16 protein-coding genes and 1 pseudogene are annotated in these 19,405 nt (G+C 71.3%); 10 read left to right on the forward strand and 7 right to left on the reverse strand.

Annotated features, from left to right (window positions below; translation table 11 throughout):
• Positions 1 to 50 precede the first annotated feature (50 nt).
• Genes VFX14_06100 through VFX14_06110 form a run of 3 tightly spaced genes read left to right on the forward strand, consistent with a single transcriptional unit; the run spans position 51 to position 3,161 of the window.
• Complete coding sequence (locus tag VFX14_06100) at positions 51 to 824, forward strand: alpha/beta hydrolase (GenBank protein ID HEU5189242.1); 774 nt, start codon at positions 51 to 53, stop codon at positions 822 to 824.
• Between the two features lie 13 nt (positions 825 to 837).
• Positions 838 to 2,019: an acyl-CoA dehydrogenase family protein gene (locus VFX14_06105; GenBank protein ID HEU5189243.1), complete on the forward strand. Its 1,182-nt coding sequence runs from the start codon at positions 838 to 840 to the stop codon at positions 2,017 to 2,019.
• Positions 2,016 to 3,161: an acyl-CoA dehydrogenase family protein gene (locus VFX14_06110; GenBank protein HEU5189244.1), complete on the forward strand. Its 1,146-nt coding sequence runs from the start codon at positions 2,016 to 2,018 to the stop codon at positions 3,159 to 3,161. Before VFX14_06105 ends, VFX14_06110 begins: the two co-directional genes overlap by 4 nt.
• Positions 3,162 to 5,025: 1,864 nt before the next feature.
• Here the strand turns inward: VFX14_06110 and VFX14_06115 are convergent.
• On the reverse strand, positions 5,026 to 5,415 hold the full coding sequence (locus VFX14_06115) for a RidA family protein (protein ID HEU5189245.1): 390 nt from the start codon (positions 5,413 to 5,415) through the stop codon (positions 5,026 to 5,028).
• Between the two features lie 76 nt (positions 5,416 to 5,491).
• Between VFX14_06115 and VFX14_06120 the strand changes: the two genes are divergently transcribed.
• Together VFX14_06120 and VFX14_06125 are read left to right on the forward strand one after the other, a co-directional pair.
• Positions 5,492 to 6,304, forward strand: a complete 813-nt coding sequence (locus tag VFX14_06120) for a class II aldolase/adducin family protein (protein HEU5189246.1) — start codon at positions 5,492 to 5,494, stop codon at positions 6,302 to 6,304.
• 16 nt (positions 6,305 to 6,320) lie between these two features.
• Positions 6,321 to 7,364: a PAS domain S-box protein gene (locus VFX14_06125; protein ID HEU5189247.1), complete on the forward strand. Its 1,044-nt coding sequence runs from the start codon at positions 6,321 to 6,323 to the stop codon at positions 7,362 to 7,364.
• Positions 7,365 to 7,374: 10 nt separating this feature from the next.
• Here VFX14_06125 and VFX14_06130 read toward each other — a convergent pair whose 3' ends face one another.
• The 3 genes from VFX14_06130 to VFX14_06140 are packed head-to-tail and all read right to left on the reverse strand — an operon-like array spanning position 7,375 to position 10,291.
• Complete coding sequence (locus VFX14_06130) at positions 7,375 to 7,947, reverse strand: NAD(P)H-dependent oxidoreductase (protein ID HEU5189248.1); 573 nt, start codon at positions 7,945 to 7,947, stop codon at positions 7,375 to 7,377.
• The gene (locus VFX14_06135; GenBank protein HEU5189249.1) at positions 7,947 to 9,032 is read right to left on the reverse strand and encodes an LLM class flavin-dependent oxidoreductase; all 1,086 of its coding nucleotides are present in this window, start codon (positions 9,030 to 9,032) and stop codon (positions 7,947 to 7,949) included. The genes VFX14_06130 and VFX14_06135 overlap by 1 nt, the downstream gene beginning before the upstream one ends.
• A gap of 35 nt (positions 9,033 to 9,067) precedes the next feature.
• The gene (locus VFX14_06140) at positions 9,068 to 10,291 is read right to left on the reverse strand and encodes an NAD(P)/FAD-dependent oxidoreductase (protein ID HEU5189250.1); all 1,224 of its coding nucleotides are present in this window, start codon (positions 10,289 to 10,291) and stop codon (positions 9,068 to 9,070) included.
• Between the two features lie 33 nt (positions 10,292 to 10,324).
• Here VFX14_06140 and VFX14_06145 point away from each other — a divergent pair, with 33 nt between their 5' ends.
• On the forward strand, positions 10,325 to 11,011 hold the full coding sequence (locus VFX14_06145; protein HEU5189251.1) for a hypothetical protein: 687 nt from the start codon (positions 10,325 to 10,327) through the stop codon (positions 11,009 to 11,011).
• Between the two features lies 1 nt (position 11,012).
• On the opposite strand, the gene VFX14_06150 is transcribed toward VFX14_06145, so the two are convergent.
• Together VFX14_06150 and VFX14_06155 are read right to left on the reverse strand one after the other, a co-directional pair.
• Positions 11,013 to 12,068 carry a Gfo/Idh/MocA family oxidoreductase gene (locus VFX14_06150; GenBank protein HEU5189252.1) on the reverse strand — a complete coding sequence of 352 codons (1,056 nt, stop codon included), beginning with the start codon at positions 12,066 to 12,068 and terminating at the stop codon, positions 11,013 to 11,015.
• A gap of 15 nt (positions 12,069 to 12,083) precedes the next feature.
• A pseudogene (locus tag VFX14_06155) lies at positions 12,084 to 12,587 on the reverse strand (peroxiredoxin).
• A gap of 155 nt (positions 12,588 to 12,742) precedes the next feature.
• Between VFX14_06155 and shc the strand changes: the two are divergent.
• The 3 genes from shc (at position 12,743) to VFX14_06170 (ending at position 16,629) form a co-directional block, all read left to right on the forward strand.
• Positions 12,743 to 14,755: a squalene--hopene cyclase gene (gene shc / locus VFX14_06160; protein ID HEU5189253.1), complete on the forward strand. Its 2,013-nt coding sequence runs from the start codon at positions 12,743 to 12,745 to the stop codon at positions 14,753 to 14,755.
• A gap of 151 nt (positions 14,756 to 14,906) precedes the next feature.
• The gene (locus VFX14_06165; GenBank protein ID HEU5189254.1) at positions 14,907 to 15,872 is read left to right on the forward strand and encodes an SPFH domain-containing protein; all 966 of its coding nucleotides are present in this window, start codon (positions 14,907 to 14,909) and stop codon (positions 15,870 to 15,872) included.
• Between the two features lie 19 nt (positions 15,873 to 15,891).
• Positions 15,892 to 16,629 carry a hypothetical protein gene (locus VFX14_06170; protein ID HEU5189255.1) on the forward strand — a complete coding sequence of 246 codons (738 nt, stop codon included), beginning with the start codon at positions 15,892 to 15,894 and terminating at the stop codon, positions 16,627 to 16,629.
• A gap of 16 nt (positions 16,630 to 16,645) precedes the next feature.
• On the opposite strand, the gene VFX14_06175 is transcribed toward VFX14_06170, so the two are convergent.
• Positions 16,646 to 18,010, reverse strand: coding sequence for a Mur ligase domain-containing protein (locus VFX14_06175; GenBank protein HEU5189256.1), 1,365 nt, complete (start codon positions 18,008 to 18,010; stop codon positions 16,646 to 16,648).
• An 86-nt stretch (positions 18,011 to 18,096) separates the two neighbouring features.
• Between VFX14_06175 and VFX14_06180 the strand changes: the two genes are divergently transcribed.
• A complete protein-coding gene (locus VFX14_06180) occupies positions 18,097 to 19,401 on the forward strand; it encodes a Xaa-Pro peptidase family protein (protein ID HEU5189257.1) in 1,305 nt (434 codons plus the stop codon).
• The last annotated feature ends 4 nt before the right edge of the window (positions 19,402 to 19,405 follow it).

A 19,405-nucleotide genomic window follows, 5' to 3' on the forward strand; every position in this document is an offset into this window, starting at 1 on the left:
AGGCGACGCGGCGATGGGGCCGCCGCCCGAGACAGGAGGAGGGCCACGCCATGCCGACGATCACTCGCGACGGGATCAACCTGGCCTATGACGAGCGCGGGACGGGATCTCCGGCCTTCGTCTTCATCCACGGGTGGACCTGCGACCGGTCCTTCTTCGCGCCGCAGGCCGAGTACTTCGCCAAACGCCACAAGGTCGTCTCCGTGGACCTGCGTGGCCATGGTGAGAGCGACAAGCCTCAGGGCGCGTATCCGATCTCGGCCTATGCGGACGACATCGCCCACCTGATCGACAAGCTCCAGCTCGGCCGCGTCGTCGCGGTGGGGCACAGCATGGGCGGCATCACGGTGCTGCAGCTCGGGGCCGCCCACCCGGAGAAGGTCGCGGGTATCGTGATGGTGGATCCCGCGCCCCTGGCGTTTCCCGCCGAGCTCAAGGCCGGCATCGAGGGGCTCGTCGGGGCCATCGAGGCGGGCAACCAAGAGCCGCGCCGGCAGTTCATCGCCGAGCGCCTGTTCCTCCCCACGTCCGACAAGGCGCTGGTCGATCGCGTGCTGAAGGTGATGATGGCGGCGCCGAGCCACGTGGCGTCGGCCGCCATGCGGGGCATCCTCGCCTACGATGGCGTCAAGGCGGCCGCGCGATGCAAGGTACCCGCGCTCCACATCGCCGCCACCCCACCCCTCAATCCGCCCCATATGATGACGGAGTGGCTACCCACCGTGGTGAACGGCTGGACGGTCGGCGCCGGCCACTTCAACATGCTCGAAGCCCCCGAGCAGGTGAACGGGATGATCGAGGGCTTTCTGCGCCACCACGTCTAGGAGACCGAGTCTCATGGACCTCAACTACTCCACCGAGGAGCTGACCTTCCGCGACGACGTGCGGTCGTGGCTGCGGGGCAATCTCCCCGCCGATCTCAAGCAGAAGGTCGAGAGCTATCAGGAGCTGTCGAAGGACGATCTCCTGGGGTGGCACCGCATCCTCGCCAAGAAGGGCTGGGTGGCGCCGGACTGGCCGGTGGAGTGGGGCGGCACGGGCTGGAGCGTGACCGAGCGGTACATCTTCGAGGAGGAATGCGGCTACGCGGCCACCCCGCCCCTGGTCGCCTTCGGCCTCCGGATGTGCGCGCCGGTGCTGTTGCGCTTCGGCACCGAGGCGCAGAAGAAGCGCTTCCTGCCCCGCATCTACAACGGCGAGGACTTCTGGTGCCAGGGGTACTCCGAGCCCGGAAGCGGCTCCGACCTCGCCTCGCTCAAGACCAAGGCCGCGCGCCAGGGCGATCACTACGTGGTGACGGGGCAGAAGATCTGGACCACGCTCGCGCATCACGCGGACTGGATCTTCTGCCTCGTCCGCACCGATCCCACCCAGGCCAAGCGGCAGGACGGCATCTCGTTCCTCCTGATCGACATGAAGACCCCGGGCATCACCGTGCGCCCCATCATATTGATGGACGGCGGGCACGAGACCAACGAGGTCTTCTTCGACGACGTGAAGGTGCCGGCGGAGAACCTCGTGCACGAGGAAGGCAAGGGCTGGACGGTCGCCAAGTACTTGCTCGGCTACGAGCGCATGGGTACCGGGCGCATCGGCGCGTCCAAGCGCGAGCTGGTCCGGCTCAAGGAGCTGGCCGCGCACCACACCAAGAACGGGCGGCCGCTCATCGAGGACACGCGCTTCCGCGACCGGCTCACCCGCGTCGAGGTCGAGCTGATGGCGCTCGAGATCACCAACCTGCGCTTCCTCGACCAGATGCGGCGCAGCGGCAAGCCCCCCGGCGCCGACGTCTCGATGCTCAAGATCAAGGGCACCGAGATCCAGCAGGCCATCACCGAGCTGATGATGCAGGCGGCCGGCCCGCTCGCCCAGGCGTATCGCCCGGTGGATGCGATGGACTTCGACCACTTCACCGCACGGCTGGCGCCGCGCTACTGCAACATGCGCAAGGCGACGATCTACGCGGGATCCAACGAGATCCAGCGGAACATCATCGCGAAGGCGACGCTCGGCCTATGAACTTCGAGCTCAGCGACGAGCAGCAGCTCCTGGGCGACAGCCTCCGGAAATACCTCGCCAACGACTACTCGTTCGACGCGCGGGCCAAGATCGTGGCCTCGCCGACCGGCTGGAGCGAGAAGGTCTGGGGCTCGTTCGCGGAGATGGGTCTGCTGGGGGTCCCGTTCCCCGAGGAGCACGGGGGCTTCGGCGGTACCGCGGTGGACGTGATGCTGGTGATGGAAGCGCTGGGCGAGTCGCTGGTGGTCGAGCCCTATCTCGCCAACGTGGGCATCGCGGGCCGTCTCGTGCACCGCGCCGGGTCCGACGCGCAGCGGAAGGAGATCCTGCCCGCGCTGATCCAGGGGCAGCGGCGGCTGGCCCTGGCCCACACGGAGGCCGCCGCGCGCTACGAGCTGCGGCACGTGGGCGCGCGCGCCAAGCGCGCGGGCGACGGGTGGGCGCTGGAAGGCGAGAAGCGCGCGGTGCTCCACGCGGGGGCCGCGGGCACGCTGATCGTGTCGGCCCGCACCTCGGGGAGCGACACCGACGCGAGCGGCATCAGCCTCTTCCTCGTGGATCGCGCCGCGCGCGGGGTGACGGTGAAGGAGTACCGCACCATCGACGAGCTGCGCGCCGCGGACGTCTGGCTGTCCGACGTGGCGGTGGGGCGGGACGCCCTGCTGGGCGCGGAGGGGCAGGCGCTGCCCCTGATCGAGGAGGTCGCCGACTACGCCACCGCGCTTCTCTGCGCGGAGGCGGTGGGCGCCATCCGCTACGCCAACGACACCACGCTCGAGTATCTGAAGACGCGTCGCCAGTTCGGCGTGCCCATCGGGAGCTTCCAGGCGCTCCAGCACCGGATGGTGGAGATGGTGATCAGCTACGAGCAGGCCCGCTCCATGGCGTGTCTGGCCTGCGTGAAGGCAGATACCGCGGGCCCCGCGGAGCGGCGGCGCGTGATCTCTGCCGCCAAGATCAAGGTCGCCGATGCCTGCCGGCACGTGAGCCAGGAGGCGGTGCAGATGCACGGGGGGATGGGCATGACCGACGAGCTGAAAGTCAGCCATACCTTCCGACGCCTGACGATGATCGGCCAGACGTTCGGCGATGCCGAGCATCACCTGGAGCGCTTCGCCGCTTGCGAGGCCGCGGGAGGCTAGGCCGCCTACTTCCCCTTGCTCTTCTTCGGCTTCTTCTTCTCCTTCCGCATGTTCGTGCCCTTGGCCATGAGTTCACCCCCTTTCGCAGCGCCGTCCCGGCGCGATGTCGGGGCGATTATAGTCGCTGCCCCGGAAATTGAGGAGCCTTCCGTGCCCCGCGAGGTGCTCGCGCGATAGCCGCGCGGCTCGCGGGCGCCCTCGCCGCGGCCGTCGCCGGCCTGCCGGTCTCGGCCGCCGCCCACGGGGTCGGCGATCGCTACGACCTGCCTGCCCCGCTCGCACACTTCATCGCGGGCGCGAGCGCGACGGTGGCGCTGTCTTTCGTGCTGACCGTGCTGGTGGCCCGGGGCGACGTCCCGGCCGGGCGTTCGCGCGCCGTGACGGTGCCCCTCGGCCTGCTCGGCCCGCTGGGCTTCCGGCTTGGCCGGGCGCTCGGGGTGTTCCTCCTCGGCGTGGTGCTGGTGGCGGGGTTCGCGGGGGATGCCTCGCCGGTGCGGAACATCGTGCCCACGCTCGTCTGGGTGGTCTGGTGGGTGGGGCTCTCGCTTCTGGTGGCCTTCATCGGAAACGCGTGGCCCGCCTTCGACCCGTGGCGCGCGCTCTTCGATGGCGTGGACGCGGTGGTCCGCCGGGCCCGGGGCGGGCGAGGCCTCGCACGCGGCCACCCGTATCCTGCAGCCCTCGGCCTCTGGCCCGCGGCTCTCCTGCTGCTCGCCGTCGGATGGTGCGAGCTGGTGGACCTCCGGGCGCCCGTGCCGCGCCACGTCGCGGCGCTGGCGCTCGGCTGGTCCGCGCTCACGTGGGCGGGCATGCTCTGCTTCGGCCCCGCGGTGTGGCAGGCGCGCGCCGATGTCTTCGCGGTGTACTTCACCGTGCTCGGCCGCTTCGCGCCGCTCGCCCCCACCGCGGACGGCCGCGCCCTCCGCCTGCGTCCATTGGGACGGGGACTCGTCGAGGCCGGGGACTCGCCGCCAGGCGGCGCCGCGTTCATCGTCGCGATGCTCGCCGTGGTGCTCTTCGATGGCCTGCTCGGCACGCGGCTCTGGCGCCTCATGGATGGCGCGGTGGACGCCTGGGCGCCCGGGCTGGATCAGGAGGGGTACGGACTCGCCACCGCCGGGCTCGTCACGGTGTGGCTGCTGCTGCTGGGCGCCTATCTCGCCGCCTGCCGCGTCACGTCCCGCATCCTGCCTGCGGCGGAGCGGCGGCGCCTGATCGCGCCCGCCTTCGTCTGGGCCCTGGTGCCGATCGCCGTCGGGTACGCCGTGGCGCACAACCTGGGCTATCTGCTCGTGCGCGGGCAGGATCTCATCCCCCTAATCTCGGATCCCCTCGGCCTCGGCTGGGATCTCTTCGGCACGGCGGACTGGACGCCCGACTTGCGCCTCGTGAGCCCCGGGTTCGAGTGGTACGTGGCGGTGAGCGCGGTGGTGGCGGGCCATGTGGTCTCGATCTGGCTCGCCCATCGTCTGATGCTCAACGTGGTGGACCGACCGCAGCGGGCCGCGCTCGCGTCCCTGCCGCTGACCATCCTGATGGTGGGCTACACCGCGGTCAGCCTCTGGATCATCGCGGAGCCGCTGGTACGGCTACCGGATGCAGATGCCTTGAAACCACATGCCGTTGTAGGCGAGGCAGGCGCAGGGCGCGCCCGGGTTCGCGCCGACCTCGAGCCGGCAGAGGCCGTAGTCCGTCCGGCACACGCGGGGATGGATGATGCAGGGGTAGTTGAAGGGCACGAGCACGAAGAACGGCAGCTCGGGGCACTGCGGCGGCGCGGGCTGCTGCGCGAAGCCGTCACCGACGGTGCACAGCGCAGCCACGAGGACGAGCGCGGCGAGCCAGCGCATCGGCGCACCTCCGATCAGGGGCGGACGATGAGGTCGATCTCCACCGCGCCGCCGAGCGCGAGCGCCGTGACGCCCACCGTGGTCCGCGCGGGCAGGCGGCCCGGCGCGAAGTGGCTCGCGTACTCGGCATTGACCCCCGGATAGTCGGCGAAGTTCGTGAGGTAGATGCGCACCATCACCGCGCGGTCGAGGCTCGTGCCCGCGCCGCGCAGGACGGTCTTGAGGTTCTGCATGACCTGGCGCGTCTGGGCCACCGTGCCGCCCGGGACGAGCGCGCCCGTCCTCGGATCGACGCCGAGCTGACCGGTGACGAAGAGGAGATCGCCTGAGCGGACCGCGTGGCTGTACGCCGCAGTGGGCGGGGGCGGCGGCGCGTCCGCAAAGTTCAGGAACTCGGGATTCATTCGGCGGACAGTCTATCAAACGGCCGCGTGGTATGGTCGAGACGGCCTGCTGTTCGGATCCAGAAAGGAGGCCGCCGTGCTTGCCCTTCCCCGTCGTCACCTCCTCCTCGGCCTGGCCGCGACGGCGGTTGCGCTGCGCGCGGCTTCGCCATCCGCGGCGCAGGCTCCGGCGAGCGCCGGACCGCCCGACCCCGCTCTCGTCGAGGATCTGGTCGCCGCCAATCGCATTCTCGTGGATCAGGGCGTGGTCGACGGCTACGGGCATGTCAGCGCGCGGCACCCCGCCTCGGCCGAGCGCTATCTCATGGCGCGCTCGATCGCTCCCGAGCTGGTCACCGCCGCCGACATCATGGAGTACGACCTCGACAGCGTCCCGGTGGACGCGCGCGGCCGCGGGAGCTATCTCGAGCGCTTCATCCACGGCGAGATCTACCGGGCGCGCCCGGACGTGCGCGCGATCGTGCACAACCACTCGCCCTCGGTGATCCCGTTCGGTGTCACCGGCGTGCCGCTGCGCCCGCTGTATCACATGAGCGCGTTCCTCGCGGGCGGCGTGCCGGTGTTCGACATTCGCCAGGCGTCGGGTGGCATGACCGACATGCTGGTTCGCGACGCCGCCCTCGGCCGCGCCCTGGCCCGCACCCTCGGGCCCGCGCCCGTCGCGCTGATGCGCGGTCACGGCGCCGTGGCGGTGGGACCCTCGCTCCCGGTGGTCGTGTTCCGCAGTGTGTACACTGAGGTGAACGCGCGGCTGCAGGCCCAGGCGATGGCGCTCGGTGGGACGGTGACGTACCTCGATCCCGAGGAGGCGCGGCGGGCCGAGGCGTCGATCACCGGGACCATCGCGCGCCCGTGGGAGCTGTGGAAGCGCAAGGCGCAGGGGCCATAGCGGACGCGGAGGGCACGTGAGCGATCGGCAGAACGAGCAGGAGCTGCTCGGGGACCTCCGCAAGATGAGTGAGCGCCTGGCCGCGCTCGAGCGTCTGACCGTCGCGCATCAGCGCGAGTACGAGCGGCTGCGCGACCGCGCGGAGCTCTATCGGCAGCTCGTGGAGAACAGCCAGGGCCTCGTCTGCAGCCACGACCTCGAGGGCAACCTCCTCTACGTGAGCCCCGCCTCCGCGTGGGAGCTCGGCTATGCGCCCGAGGACGGCGTGGGCCGCAACCTCCGCGAGTTCCTGGCGCCGTCGGTGCGCGTCTTCTTCGGCGCGTACCTCGACCGGATCCGCGAGAAGGAGGCCGACCGCGGGGTCCTGCGCCTGGTGAGCCGCGACGGCCAGGAGCGGCTGTGGGCGTACCGCAACGCGCTCGTGCGGCCCCCCGACCGCGAGCCCTACGTGATCGGCCACGCGGTGGACATCACGGATCGCATCCAGATCGAGGCGCGTCTCCGCGAGGGCGAGGAGCGGCATCGCGCGGTGATCGACGCGCTCGAGGAGGGCGTGATCCTCGAGAGCGCCGACGGCAGCCTGTCCGGCTGGAATCCCAGCGCGGAGCGCATCCTCGGTCCTTCCCTCACTGTGTTCGGCGTGGGCGCCCTGCGCGCCGACGGCACCCCGTTTCCGCGCGACGAGCAGCCGGACGCAGTGGCCCTCCGCACCGGCCAGGCCTCTCCGCGCGTCGTCATGGGCGTGCTCCGGCCGGGCGCCGATCCCCTGTGGATCTCGGTGAGTGCTCGGCCGCTGTTCCGCTCGGGAGAGACGACCCCGCACGGCGTGGTGCTGTCGTTCGCGGAGACCGTGCGGCCCGCGCATCCGGCGGCCGCGCCGGACAAGCCGCGCGGCGGCCTCCTGCCGATCTGCGCGTCGTGCAAGAAGATCCGGGGCGACGACGGCGAGTGGTGGCCGGTCGAGGTCTACCTCCGTGAGCACAGCGAGATCACGTTCAGCCACGACCTCTGCGCGGACTGCGCGCGACACGTGCGCGCGCGCTTCCATCTCCTCGAGTGACGCGCGACGGCTAGCCGCGCCCGGCCGCCAGCGGCGGCGGGCCCAGCCGATCGCGCGGCTGGGCGGCGAGGGCGAGCACCGTCGTCACCAGGGCGTCGAGGGCGGCCATCGCGAGGGGATCCGCGAGCTTGCCTTCCTTGAAGTGCGCCGATTCCAGATAGATGCTGGTCGGCGCCGTCAGCGCGCCGAACCACGCCAGGACCGTGCGGAGATGCCAGTCGACGCCGAGATAGTGATGGGTCGAGGCTCCCATCGCGACGATGCCCACCGGTTTGCCACGCAGCGCCTCGACCGGGGTGAGGTCGAGGAGATTCTTGAGCGCGCCGGTGAAGGTCCCGCGATACACGGGCGTCGCCAGCAGCACCGCGTCAGCGTCGGCGAGCGCGCGCACGAGTCGCGGCCCGTCGTCGGTGAGGCTCTCGAGCGGGCGACCGTCGGCGAAGCCGAGGCGGTGGTCGGCCAGGCTCAGCAGGGTCGCGGTGACGCCGGGCCGCGCGGTGGCCGCGTCCACCGCGGCCTGCATCGCCGCGTTGAGCCGGCCCGGGGGCGTGACCGCGCCCACCAGGGCGACGAGCCGCGGCATCAGACCGCCGCGGGCTCGCGATCGCGGCGGGCTACTTCGGCGCGCACGAGCGGGATCAACTCGCGGCCGTACTCGGCGGCATCGGCGAGGGGATCGAAGCCGCGGATGAGCAGGGTGGTGACGCCGAGGTCGTAGTAGTCCATCAGCGCCTCCGCCACCTGCTCGGGCGTGCCCACGAGCGCGGTGGTGTTGCCGGAGCCCCCCATTGCCGCGGCGATGGGCGTCCAGAGGCGCTTGTCGTGCACCTCGCCCTGGCGCGCGAACTCCACCAGCCGCTTGGCGCCGACCGCCTCGGGCGGCGGGAGGGTGCGATCGGGCTGCTTGGCCTGGACGGCGGCGAGGATGCGCTGTGCCTTGTCCCACGCCTGCGCCTCGGTGGGCGCGATGATCGGGCGCAGCGACACGCTGATGCGCGGCGCGCGGCCCGCGCGGGCGCCCGCCTCGCGGACGTCGGCGATGCGCTGCTTGATGGCGGCGAGCGGCTCGCCCCACAGCATGTAGACGTCGCAGTGCTTGACGCCGATGGCGTGCGCGGCCTCGGAAGCACCTCCGAAGTAGAGAGGAATGTGCGGCTTCTGCACGGGCTTGATCTCGGAGTACGCCCGGGCCACCCGGTAGAACTCGCCCTCGTGATCGAAGGCCTGCTCTTCCGTCCAGGTCCGCCGCAACAGGGTCAGGTACTCGTCGGTGCGGCGATAGCGCGTGTCGTGGTCGAGCCAGTCGCCGTCCTTGGCCTGGTCCGAGTCGCTGCCGCCGGTGATGATGTGCAGGGCCACCCGCCCGTCCGTGAACTGGTCGAGGGTCGCCGCCTTCCGCGCGGCGAGCGTGGGCGCCACGAAGCCGGGGCGGTGCGCGATCAGGAAGGTGAGGCGCTCGGTGTGGGTGGCGGCATAGGCGGATACGAGGAAGCCGTCGGCGGCCGCGGTGGTGTAGCCCACCAGCACCTTGTCGAAGTCGGCCCGCTCGTGCGCCTGCGAGAAGTCGCGTAGCCAGTCGCGATCGATGGCGCCGCCGATCACGTGCACCGCGGCGCCGTCCGCGCCCTCGGGCCGCACCCCGATCATTCCGATGAGCTCCACGGGCATCTTGGGCGAAATATTACGCTCGGGCTCCGGGGCCTTCAAGGGTGGGCGGCGATCGCGGCGGCGATGCGCTCGGCGTCCTCGCCCACGCCGCAAAGCACCGAGGACTTGAGCTTGGAGAGCCACGGCAGTCCGAGAAAGTAGAAGCCCGGGCGCGCGGTGAAGCCTTCCCGGTGCACGGCGTCCCCGGCGGCGTCGAGCACGGGCAGCCGGACCCAGCCGAAGTCGGGACGGAAGCCGGTGGCCCAGATCGCGCTGGTGATGCCTCGGGCGCGGAGGTCGAGGACCGGCGGCGTGGGCGGGAGTGAGTCGATCGGGAGGCGATCGAGTCGCTCGTCCGCGCGCGGAGGTCCCAGGCCCTCGCGGAGCGCCCACTCGTCGGCGCCGCGCGCGAACGCCGTCATGCCCTCGTCGCCGCGGGCGATCTCGGCCGCCGCGTCGTCGGCGAAGTAAAGGTGTCCCTCGCGTGCGCCGCGCAGGTGGCCGAGCAGCGTCATGCCCTGGCGCGGATACTCGCGGAGATCGATGGTATGGCCACCCGTCGCGCCGGTCACCAGCGGGTTCGGTGTGCCGCGCGCGTCGGGACGCTCGGCCAGCCTCTGGTCGAGCGCGCCCATGCGCTCGATCCACCAGAACACGTCGCGCCCGCGATAGCGACGCGGCACCCGCCGGTGCCGACCCACGGAGAGGAAGACGGTGCGCCCGGCGGCGGCGAGGTCCTCCGCGATCTGGCAGCCCGACGCCCCCGAGCCGACCACGAGCACCGCGCCGGGCGGCAATGCACCCGGATTCCGGTAGTGGCTGGAGTGGACCTGCACGATCTCCCGAGGGATGTCGGCTGCCGCCGGTGGCAGCGCCGGCTCGCGGTAGGGGCCGGTAGCCGACACGACGTGGACGGCCTCGTAGTCGCCCGCATTGGTCTCGACCAGGTGACGGGCCCCGCGCGCCGACACGGCCCGCACGGTCACGCCCTCGCGTATCGGCGCGGCAATCTTGGCGCGGTACTCCTCGAGGAAGCGCACCACCTCGTCGCGCGGGGCGAAGCCCTCCGGGTCGTCGCCCCCGTAGTCATGGCCCGGCAGCCGCATGCTCCAGCTGGGGAACTGGAAGGTGAGGGAGTCCCAGCGCTCGCTACGCCAGCTCTCCGCCACGCGGGCCCGCTCGAGGATCAGGTGCTCGCGGCCCCGCGCGCGGAGGTGATGGCTGAGCGCCAGGGCCGCCTGACCTCCACCCACGATGAGTGTTTCAATTCGCTCCGGCACACTCAGATCCTAGTATGCTGTGGCGACCAGACCATGCGCCGATTTGCCCCCATCGGCCTCGTCGCGCTGGCGCTGCTGGCGGCCGGCGGGACCGTATACGGACAGAGCCGTGATACGGCCATCGAGCCGGACCACCGGCGCTTCGCCGAGCAATACGTGGCGGCGGCTCGCGCCCGGGACGCGGTGCGGTACCGGAAGCTCATCCACCCCAAGTCGCTGGAATGCATCACCGACGACAACCGCGACTTCTTCGACGACTGGACGGCGCGCGCGTTCCGGTGGAAATGGGAGGGCCCCTACCGCATCGCGGCGGTGCGGGCGCTCGCCAAGGATGCGTCGCCGGCCATGCCCGCGAGCATGGGCCGCTATCCCGTGGCCCCGACCCATCAGATCCAGATCGACCTCCAGATGAGCGCGACGCGCGCGGGGACTCTCCTCGCCGAGATCGCCCCGGTCGGGGCGATCTGGTACCAGGTGGTGCCGTGTCCCACCGCCCAGGGCCTCGCCGCCTTTCGCTCGACGAAGCAGGCCAATGCCGCGCAGGAGGCGAAGGCGCAGTCCCTCGCCCAGGGGCTTGCCGCGCCGCTGCGCGTGGAGCTGCTGGGGCTCCTCAAGGACGGCAAGCGCATCGACGCCATGCGCCGCTTCGCCGCGGAGACCGGCGAGGATATCACGACCGCACGCCGGGTCATCGACGTGCTGGAGGCGGGGGCGAAGTAAGCTACGCGCGCGCGGGCGGGAGCGCGACGGTGCGCCCGGTCGCGCTCGACTCGAGCGCGGCAGCCAGGATCTCCTGCACGTCGCGGCCCACCTCGGGCGCGCAGAGCCCGGTGATGGGCCGGCCGTCGCGCAGCCGCGCGAGGAAATACGACACCCCGTCGCGCTCGCCGGCGGGCAGCTCGGGCGGCTCGATCGTCTCGCTGCCGTCCACCCGCACGATCTGGACGCGGCCCCCGCCGACCTTGTGCCCCTCGTGGGTCGGGCGCGGCTGATGCACGATCAGCGTGCCGGTGTCGCCGTAGACGATGAAGGCGAAGCCGGGCTCGCCGCCGATCTGCGTCCACGAGCCCTCCAGCGTCGCGAGCGCGTGCGGATAACGCAGGACCACCACCGCGTTGTCCTCCGAGGGGAGGTCCTTCTTGCGGAGATGCGCGGCCACCGCGGTGACGGACTCGGGCCGGCCGAGCAGCGTGCGGGCGAGGATGCCGCCGTAGCCGCAGTAGTCCACGAGGGCGCCGCCGCCGTTCCGGGCGGGATCATAGAGCCACGCGCAGAATTGCTCCGAGCAGCCGAATTCACGGGGGCCCCGATGGCCGCCGCGATGGGCGAGCTGCACGGGCTCGCCAACCGCGCCGCCGCTCACCAGGGCAACCCCGTGGCGCAGAGCCGGTCGCCACGCGGTGGGCCAGTTCACCATGAGGGGCCGGCCCGCGACACGGGCCGCGGCCACGAGGGCGTCGGCGCCCGCCAGATCCGCGGCCATGGGCTTCTCGACCATCACGGGGAAGCCGCGGCCGAGGGCGCGCGCGCCCCACTCCGCGGACGCGCGGTTGTCGGTGAAGCAGAGGATGGTGTCGAGATCGCGGCGCTCGAGCAGCGCCGCGAAGTCGGTCAGCGCCGCCGCCCCCCCGTGCTCGCGGGCGAGGCGCTCGCGCAACCGCGGGTCGGGCTCGGCCACCGCCGCGAGCACGCCCTGGTCGCCCGCGGCGATCGCCGCGAGATTGGACCAGACGTGGTCGTGGCTGAGCCCGAGGACGCCGACCCGCAGCCGAGTCACGAGGGAGGTGCCGTCCTACAGCGCCTTCAGCATGGTGTCGGCGTCGCTGACCTCGAACTTGCCGGGCGCCTCCACGTTGAGGGCCTTCACGGTGCCGTCGTCCACCAGCATCGAGTAGCGCTGCGAGCGGACGCCCATGCCGCGCGCGGTGAGATCCATGTCGAGCCCGAGGGCCTTGGTAAATACGGCGCTGCCGTCGGCCATCATGCGCACCTTGCCGCCCGCCTTCTGATCCTTGCACCACGCGCCCATCACGAACGCGTCGTTCACTGCGACGCACCAGATCTCGTCCACCTTCTTGGCCTTGAGCTTGTCGAAGTTGGCCAGGAACCCTGGCACATGCTTCTGCGATCACGTGGGGGTGAACGCCCCGGGCAGGCCGAAGATCACGATCTTCTTGCCCTTGACGAGATCCGCCACGCTGAAGTTGTTGGGGCCGATGGTGCAGCCGGGCTGCTCGGTCTCGATCATCTCGGTGAGCGTGCCGCCGGGCAGCTTGTCGCCGACTTTGATCGCCATGAGTGTCTCCTCGGTGGACGGATGGGATTCGCTGATTCCGCGCGGATCGCGCGTCGAGGGGGAATGGTATCACACGCGCCCCGGCCGCGGCCTGCCGGCCCCGTCCCTTCCCGGCATGCCGGGAGCGGGGCACCGATCGTTTACACTGAGTGCCTATGTCGTCCTCCTCGTTCGAGCCCGGCGAGGGCGCGCTCCCGCGCGTCCGGCCCGCGGCGGAGAGCCGCGAGGCCCTTGCCGAGAAGGCGAGCGTGGTCGCCGACCACGCCGCCGAGGCGGTGCTCGCGCTCCAGAAGCCGGAGGGCTACTGGTGCGGCGATCTCCTCGGCGACAGCACGCTCGAGTCGGACTACGTGGTGTTGCAGCTATGGCTGCATCCCCCCGACAACGATCCGTGGCGGCCGCCCAGCTGGGACCGCATCCTGCGGGCGCGCGAGGCCATCCTCGGCGTGCAGGGAGCGGACGGCGGATTCCCGATCTACCCCGACGGCCCCGGCGAGATCAATGCGACCGTGAAAGCCTATGCGGCGCTCAAGCTCGCTGGGCTTTCACCCGACGCCGAGCCGATGCGTCTCGCGCGGGCGGCGGTGCTGCGGCTGGGCGGCATCCAGGAAACGAACAGCTACGTCCGTATCAACCTGAGCTTGTTCGGCCTCTACCCGCGCCGCTACGTGCCCACCATCCCGCCGGAGCTCGTGCTGCTCCCCGGCGGCATCATCTACGAGATGTCGTCGTGGACGCGCGCGATCGTGGTACCGCTGTCGATCGTGCAGGCGCGCGCGGGGCGCCGGCCCGTCCCCGCGGGCTTCACGCTCGACGAGCTGGCGCTGCCCGGCAAGAGCTTCCGCTTCCCGCGGCGGGACCGGCTGTCCGCCGTCTTCACGCAGATCGACGCCGCGCTGAAGGTGTGGGAGCACCGCGCGCCCGAGGTGATCCGCAGGTCGGCGCTTCGCGAGGCCGAGAAATGGATGCTCGATCGGACGCGGCACAGCGACGGGCTGGGCGCGATCTATCCGGCGATGATGTACTTCATCATGGCGCTCGAGTGTCTCGGCTATCCGCGTGATCATCCCGATCTCGTCGAAGCCCTCCGCGTGTACGAGGAGCTGATGACGGACACCGGGGAGCGGCTCTACTTCCAGCCGTGCTTCTCGCCGGTCTGGGACACCGCCATCGCGATGTTCGCCCTCGGCGAGCAGGGCCACGAGGCCGCGGCGGCGCAGCGTCGCGCCGCGGACTGGCTCGTCGCCAAGGAGATCCGCCGGCGCGGCGACTGGTCGGTCAAGCGGCCGGAGACGGAGCCGTCGGGGTGGGCATTCGAGTTCAACAACGAGCACTACCCGGATATCGACGACACCGCGATGGTCCTGCTCGCGCTGCAGCACGCGAAGGCCAGCGATCCGGCGGCGCAGGCGCGCTGCGAGCGGCGCGCCCTGATCTGGCTCACGCAGATGCAGTCGAGCGACGGCGGGTGGGCCGCGTTCGACGTGGACAACAACTGGGCCCTGCTCAACCGCGTGCCGTTCGCCGACCACAACGCGATGCTCGATCCCACCTGCCCGGACATCACCGGGCGCGTGCTGGAGGCGCTCTGCCGCCGCGGGCTGAGCATCACCGATCAGCCGGTCGATCGCGGCGCCGCGTATCTGCTCCAGACGCAGGAGGAGAACGGCTCCTGGTACGGGCGCTGGGGCGTGAACTACGTCTACGGTACCTTCCTCGCGCTGCGGGGGCTGCGTGCCGCCCACGATCGGACTGCCTCGCGCGCCATGTTCCAGGCCGGCCGCTGGCTCGCGTCGGTGCAGAACGCCGACGGCGGCTGGGGCGAGAGCTGCGCGAGCTACGGCGACGGACAGTTCGTGCCCGCGCCGAGCACGCCGTCGCAGACCGCGTGGGGACTGCTGGGGCTCATCGCGGCCGGGCAGGGCGACGGCGACGCCCTGATGCGCGGCGTGCGCTACCTCATCGACACGCAGAAAGCCGACGGCACGTGGGACGAGTGGCTCGCCACCGGGACGGGCTTTCCCGGCGTGTTCTATCTCCGTTACACGCTCTACCGGAACTACTTTCCGCTGCTGGCACTGGCGCAGGCGCGGCGGGTGCTGGAGGCGAGCGCGCGGAGCCTGCGGCTCGTCCGTGAGGGCGGGATCGGCGCCCGCGACGCCGACTGACGCCCGGGGGCATCCCGCCCCTACAGTCCACGACACCGCCTCGGCGGGAGACCCGGCCAAGTAGCTGAAATCCCTGTAGACTTTTCTGGCATATCGGTTGCTGCGCTCCGTCCCGGGGACGTTTCGACCACCGACGGCGCGGGAGGGACCCATGGGCATCGCGAGCTTCGTGAAGAAGCAGTTCATCGACGTCCTGCAGTGGACGGAGGACGGCGACGACGTGCTCACGTGGCGGTTTCCCACCGCCGACCTCGAGATCCAGCAGGGCGCGCGGCTCATCGTGCGCGACACGCAGATGGCGCTGTTCGTGGATCAGGGCAAGGTGGCCGATCTCTTCGGCCCCGGCACCCACCCCATCCACACGCGCAATCTGCCCGTCCTCACGGACCTCCGCCACTGGAACAAGCAATTCGAGTCGCCGTTCAAGAGCGAGGTGTACTTCTTCTCCGTACGGCAGCGGCTGGGCCAGACCTGGGGTACCGCGAGCGCGCTGACCATCCGCGACCGCGAGTTCGGCGCGGTGCGCATCCGCGCCTTCGGCGTCTACGGCTTCCGCGTGGGCGACCCGCGCGTGATGTTCCGTGAGCTGTCCGGCACGCGCGACAGCTACGGCCTGGGTGACCTCGAGGGGCAGCTGCGGAACACGCTCGTCTCCGCCCTCACGGATCACCTGGGCGGCAGCCAGGTGCCCTTCCTCGACATGGCGGCGAACCAGGAGGCGCTTGCCCGCGCGGTGCTCGGCAAGGCGCAGCCGGCCTTCCAGGCCCTCGGGCTCTCGCTCGTGAGCTTCCAGATCCAGAACATCTCGCTGCCGGAGGAGCTGCAGGAGCGGCTCGACGAGCGGATCGGCATGGGCATCGTGGGCGACCTCCCGCGCTACACCCAGTTCCAGACCGCGCGCTCGATCCCGACGGCCGCCGCGAACGCGGGCGGCGCGGCGGGCGCCGGCGTGGGGGTGGGCGCGGGCATCGCGATGGGGCAGGCCATGGGGCAGGCGATGCAGCGGCCCGCGGCGCCCGCGGCGGCCGCGCCCGTCGGCACGGTGTGCCCGCGCTGCAGCACGCGGCTCGACCGGCCGAGTAAGTTCTGCCCCGAGTGCGGCAGCGCGCTGGCCTAGCGTTCCGCCGAGATCCAGCGTGGCGCTCGCCTGTCCCGGCTGCAGCGGGGAGATGACGCAGCGGACATTCGAGGCGAACTACGGCGCGCCCATCGACCTCGATCTCTGCCTGACCTGCGCCGCCTTCTGGTTCGACGGCATGGAGAGCCTCGCGCTCGCGCCCGGCGCGGTGCTCGATCTCTTCGTCCTGATCCACGAGAACAGGCGAGCGCCGGCGCTGATGGGCACTGCTCTCGCGTGCCCCCGCTGCCGCGCGCCCCTCGCGCGCACCGCGAACATGCAGCGCAGCACGCGCTTCTCGTACTGGGGCTGCCCCGCCGAGCACGGCCACTTCATCACGTTCCTCGAGTTCCTCCGCGAGAAGAACTTCGTGCGCCCGCTGAGCCCGCTGGAGATCGAGGATCTCAAGCGGAACGTGCGCAGCGTGACGTGCTCCTCGTGCGGGGCGCCGGTGGACCTCGCCAAGGGCTCCGCGTGCGGCTACTGCCGGGCGCCGCTCTCCATGCTGGACGCCAAGCAGGTGGAGACGGTGGTCGCGGGGCTCAAGCGCGACGAGGCCAGGCGGGAGGACGCGCGGCAGGGGAGGACGGACCCCCTGCTCGTCGCCCAGCTCTTGCAGGACCGGGCCGCCGTCTCCCGCGATTTCCGCAAGCTGGAGTCCGAGGCCCCGTACCTCCGCTACAACCTCGCCGCGGGCACGAACCTCGTGGAGGAGGGCATCACCGCCCTCGTCACGCTCCTCGGGCGGCACCGCTGACCGGCGGACCGGCGCCCTACGCGAGGGCGGTGAAGACGCTCCGGGCGAGGGCGGGCAGGTCGGGATCGCGCGCGCCCATCAGCAGCACGGTGTCGCCGGGGCGCGCCTCCGCCGCCACCCAGCGCACCACCGCGGGGTGGTCGGGCGCGTAGCCGCAGCGGAGCGCGGCCGGTAGGTCCTCGGCCAGCATTCCGCTCGTCACATCCTTGGTCACGGTACCGCCCGCGTAGAACACTTCCGCGTAGCAAAAGCGATCGGCGGGCCGCAGGAGGCGCGGCAGCATCTCGCGCAGCTCGGGCCGCAGGAAGCGCGCGGGGCCGTAGCCGTGCGGCTGGAACACGGCGACGACCCTTGCCGCGCCGGCCTGCGCGGTCGTCAGCGCGGCACGGATCTTCTCGCCGTTGTGCGCATAGTCGTCCACCACCCGGACTCCGCCCGGGGTGACGCCCATCACCTGGAAGCGGCGGGCCACGCCGGGAAAGGTGCGGATCGCCTGCTCCACCGCGCGCGGCTCGATGGCCAGCTCGAGCGCGACCAATGCGGCCGCCGCCGCGTTCTCGAGATTGTGCGCGCCGGGCTGCGGGACGTCGATCGTGATGTTTCCGCTCGAAGTGTAGAGCGCGCCTCGGGCGCGTGACGGGCCCACGGCCGCGATCTCGAGCCGCGCGGCCGCGTCCGGCGCCGCGCCGTAGGTCCGCGCGCCGAACTCGCGGCCCAGTGCGGCGGCCTCGGGCGAGGCGGCATTCACCAGGAGCCGGCGCGACTGGCGCGCGAAGGCTTCGAACTGCGGGCGCAGCGCCTCCACCTCGCCGTGGTCGCGGCTGATGTTGTGGACGAGCCCGAGGCCGGCGGCATAGCCGGTGAGGGTGCCGTCGGACTCGCAGGCCTCGGCGGCCACCGGCGCGCCCTCGGGCCCGGCCTGAAAGCAGCCGCTCACGCCCTCGCCCACCAGCGCCGCGCCGCCCAGCACGGTGGCGGAGCGCCCCGCGTCGCGCAGGATCCAGCCCACCATGCCGGTGATCGTGCTCTTGCCGCTGGTGCCCGCGATGGCCACGCCCGGGCCCCCCGCGTTGACGATCTCCGCGAGCAGCGCCGGCCGCGCGATGCGCTCGATGCCGAGCTCGCGCGCCGCCTTCACCTCGGGCGTGTCCGCCTCCACCGCGGTGGAGTACACGAAGCGGTCGAGCCCCGGCCTGATCGCCGAGCCGTCCTGGGGCAGGAGGCGAATGCCGAGGGCGCGGAGCTGCGCGGCGAGGTCGGCGCTCTTGCCCTGGTCGAAGGCGCGGTCGGAGCCCTGCACGTCGTGACCGCGGGCCCGCATGAGCCGCGCGAGGGGATTCATGCCCGCCCCACCGATGCCCGAGAAGTGGTAGCGGACCATGACCCCAGGATAATAGGATGCGGGCCGAGATCCTAAAGGGCGCACACCCGAAGGCCACGAAGCCGCGCACACGCCGAGGAGGCCCCATGGCCCGTAAGCCCGCCGTCGAGCCCCGCCCCATCACGCCGGATTCCATCGACCCCAAGCATCGCTGGGACCGGCCCATCCAGGCGCCCGGCCGCATGCAGGTGGACTTCGAAGAGCGCGTGGACTTCCGGCGCCTGCACGCCTACCGCCTGGGGCGCACGCGCCAGGCCCTCGCCCGCTCCGGCCTCGGCGCCCTCCTCATGTTCGACCAGTACAACATCCGCTACATCTCCAGCACCGTGATCGGGGAGTGGGCTCGCGACAAGCTGATTCGCTACTGCCTGCTCGCCGGGAGCGGCGAGCCCTGGGTGTGGGACTTCGGCTCGGCGGCGCGCCACCACCGGCTCTACGCGCCGTGGCTCGACGCCACCCACTGTCTCGCCGGCATGGTCGGGATGCGCGGGGCGGTGTCCCCGAAGTCGGGGCTCTTCGAGCAGGCCGCGCGCGAGATCAAGGAGATCCTCGTGCGCGAGGGGGTGGCGGGCACGCCGATCGGCATCGACATGGTCGAGCCGCCGTTCCTCTTCGCGCTCCAGAAGCAAGGCATCGAGGTGCGCGACGGCCAGCAGGTGATGCTGGAGGCGCGGGTGATCAAGAACGTCGACGAGCTGGCCCTGCTCAACATGGCCGCCGCCATGGGTGACGGCGTCTACCAGGACATCTACGAGGCGCTCAAGCCCGGCGTGCGCGAGAACGAGATCGTGGCGCTGGCCAACAAGCGGCTCTACGAGATGGGCTCGGACTGCGTGGAGGCTATCAACGCGATCTCCGGCGAGCGCTGCTCACCTCATCCGCACAACTTCACCGACCGCCTGATCCGCCCGGGCGACCAGGCCTTCTTCGACATCATCCAGTCCTTCATGGGGTACCGGACGTGCTACTACCGAACGTTCAGCGTGGGCCGCGCCACCGGACCCCAGCAGTCGGCCTACAAGAAGGCGCGCGACTGGATGGACAGCGCCATCGACCTCATCAAGCCCGGCGTGAGCACGGACCGCATCGCGCGCTGCTTCCCCAAGGCGCAGGACATCGGCTTCGAGAGCGAGATGGCGGCGTTCGGCCTGAACTTCTGCCACGGCCTAGGCCTGGGGCTCCACGAGCGGCCCATCATCTCGCGCTTGAATTCCATGGAGGAGCCGATGGAGCTCCAGGCAGGGATGGTGTTCGCGGTGGAGACGTACTGCCCGGCCACCGACGGCATCTCCGCCGCCCGCATCGAAGAGGAGGTGATCGTGACGCCGAAGGGTGCGCAGGTGATCACGCTCTTCCCCGCCCAGGAACTGCCCATCGCGAATCGCTACTGACGGC

The sequence above is a fragment of the Candidatus Methylomirabilota bacterium genome, from assembly GCA_035764725.1.
In the GTDB taxonomy this organism is placed as follows: Bacteria; Methylomirabilota; Methylomirabilia; order Rokubacteriales; family CSP1-6; genus DASRWT01.